A 2,660-nucleotide genomic window follows, 5' to 3' on the forward strand; every position below is an offset into this window, starting at 1 on the left:
ACAACCCAACCTGCTGTCTAGTGATGCGTTTACCCGACATCTGCGCGCCTTCCCGCGGCAAAAAAATGTCCGGCAGCTTACCTCTGACCGGCCAAGATAGTTGTCACTGACCGGTCAAGATAATTGTCACTAAACACCGTGGCCCAGAAGGCGCGGCAGGAGATCGAGAAACGTGTTCACGAACTGAAACGCCGACGCTCCAACGCCGCTGTCTGGGGTTGCTTCTGGTTGTGGACCTACCCAGGCACCTTTAGGCAACGGTGGGATGTATGGCGACTAGAAAACCCATGCGCGGCGGATGCCTTTATGTTTACGCTGGCGGCGCATCTTGGGGAAGACTGTGGCGCGCGCCTCAAGCAGGTAGCTGAGAAGGGCAGCATTGGCCTCAACACCCTCAAGATCCTCTACGAGTGGGTGCATTCGGTGGTCAGGGAGGAAGACGACATTAAGCGCGAGGACGGCCGCGTTTATTCACCGGGTGACCGAGACCACGCCCAAGGCCTGCGCGATGCCTTGATTCCGGCCATCTCGCACGCCAAATCCGAGCACGCCTACGAAGTCCTTGATGAGCTTCGACAGCGAGCTGCTGCCCCTAACGCCAAATATCTGCGCCACGTGCAGTTCATGATGCGCGAGGAGCAATACGCCAAGAAGCCCGTTGCGCAAGCCGACTACCCCGAGTTCGAGAGAAGCTTCGCTCCGCGCGTTTCCGATTATATGTCCTTCGCAATGGCCGTGGAAACGGACTTGCTCGCCGTGAAGAGCCAGATTGAGACAGGAGACTTCAGCCTGCGGCGCTTCTTCAACTCGCTGAACTTCAACCACATCAAGACCGCCAACGACGGGCTCGCGCTCGAAGAGGACTTCCAGGCGCTACTGGGCAGTGAGCTCAACCACGCAGCGGGCAGCCGCTACGTGGTGACGCTCGAGCCCATCCTCCCAGAGGGGACTCGCCGCGATGTGCTATGCCAGACCGGCTCGCTACGGGCAACTGTCGAACTCAAGATGTCGCTCAGATGGACCCTGGGGGACCTCATTGAGGCATTGGAGAAGCAGCTCGCGGGGCAATACATGAGGGCGCCGAATTCAAAGATAGGCTTCTTCGTTGTCGTGCTCCAGAAACAGCGTGAGTGGGTCGGGCCGGACGACAAGCGTATCGGGTTTGATGAACTCCTTGGCATCCTGAAGAGTAAGGCTCGAGAAAAGGAGAAAACCGACAACTCCGTATACCTGCGTGTGATTGGCATTGATGCCACGCCTAAGGAGGACTTCCGTTCTGCCAGGAGTTCGAGTGAAGCCGTTACCGATGCTGCCACACCAAAATATGCTGACGACGCAGGCAACACCTGGAGCGGCCGCGGCCGCCAGCCGAAGTGGGTTAAGGATGCAGTGAGATCTGGGAAGTTGCTCAACGAACTACTCAATTCCAAAGTTCCGGGCGTCGAACCCATCGCGAAGCTGCGCAATCAACTGCGTAACGAGAAACTCCCATGAATGCGTACATCGTTGTGGAAGGCGAAGCGGACGCGGATCTGATCCGCCGACTCATCCCAGCCGAGTTCAGCGATGGAATTGCCGTGGTGGCGGCCGACGGCAGGTCGTCCGCCGTTTCTCTAAGCAGGACAATATTGGGTGCGCGTCAGACACCGACTGCACTGGTGGTCGACTCCGATACCACCAGCGATGCCCTGGCAAACGAGCAGAAGACGATGCTAAACGATTTGCTGCGCTCGGCCGCCGGGGCGACTCCGTATCTGGTCGCACTGGCAATTCCCGAAACCGAGGCGATCCTGTTCTCGGCACCGGAGGTCCTGGAACGGATCATCGGGGCGAGTTTGAGCGAAACCGACAGAATAACCGCCAGGTTCCGACCCAAGGAAACGCTCGCGCGTCTCATCCGTCCAGCAGGACTAGCGAGCGTGGCGGATCTCCTCTCCCGCCTCAGCGAAAGCGATCTGGCCCGCCTGCGCTGCGACCGGCTGGTCGCCGACCTCATCGACTTCATTCGGGAGTCTCTCCGGCCCGCGAACGCCGGGTTCCGTCGGGCCGGCCAGGAAGGCGCAGACGCGCCTATCCGGATTTCGAGATGACCGTGGGATAGAGCCGGGCATCGACGAACTCTTTGGCGGACAACATTGAGACCTCGGCGGGCCTGGCGATGGCCCATCGCCGCTTGAGCACTTCGGGTGCTATTTCGCCTCAGACCCCGGCAGCGCCGGGGTCCGAGGCGCGCGAGGGGTGTCTAGGGTTGAGCCGGTGCCGGCGGTGCCGCCTGCTCCATGGCGCCCTCGTCATAGGGCATCGGCATGGGTCCAGGGCCGCCCTGGTAGGGGCCGGGGCCATAGCCCGGATAGCCGCCCTGGGGGCCATAGCCGTAGCCGCCGCGCATGGGCCGCTGCGGGGGCATCGGCGGCATCGGGGGCATCGACCAGTCGGGGTCCTGCATCTGTGGGCCGCCGGCGCCGAACATGGCCCGGACGGCTTCCAGTTGCTCGGGGGTCAGGGCCTCGACGGTCTTGCGATACTTCTCGAACTGCTCGTGGGCCTCCTTGCGGCGCTGCTCGGCCGCGACCCAGGGCGGGGTCTCCGGCAGTTCGACGCCGCGCACCGCGGCGCGGGCGCGCATCTCCTTCCAGTGGGTCTCGCGCATGGCGGCGCGC

The 2,660-nt window shown here is 62.1% G+C and carries 3 protein-coding genes; 2 read left to right on the forward strand and 1 reads right to left on the reverse strand.

Features of this window, described 5'->3' with window-relative positions:
* Positions 1–138 precede the first annotated feature (138 nt).
* Both QZY48_RS21890 and QZY48_RS21895 read left to right on the forward strand, forming a co-directional pair.
* Positions 139–1,494 carry an H-NS histone family protein gene (locus tag QZY48_RS21890; protein ID WP_295435130.1) on the forward strand — a complete coding sequence of 452 codons (1,356 nt, stop codon included), beginning with the start codon at positions 139–141 and terminating at the stop codon, positions 1,492–1,494.
* Entirely contained in the window at positions 1,491–2,090 is a 600-nt protein-coding gene (locus QZY48_RS21895) for a hypothetical protein (RefSeq protein ID WP_295435131.1), read from the forward strand. The genes QZY48_RS21890 and QZY48_RS21895 overlap by 4 nt, the downstream gene beginning before the upstream one ends.
* Before the next feature lie 152 nt (positions 2,091–2,242).
* Here QZY48_RS21895 and QZY48_RS21900 read toward each other — a convergent pair.
* A partial coding sequence (locus tag QZY48_RS21900; RefSeq protein WP_295435133.1) for a hypothetical protein occupies positions 2,243–2,660 on the reverse strand: 418 nt, incomplete at its 5' end.

Source organism: uncultured Thiodictyon sp. (assembly GCF_903828115.1).
In the GTDB taxonomy this organism is placed as follows: domain Bacteria; phylum Pseudomonadota; class Gammaproteobacteria; order Chromatiales; family Chromatiaceae; genus Thiodictyon.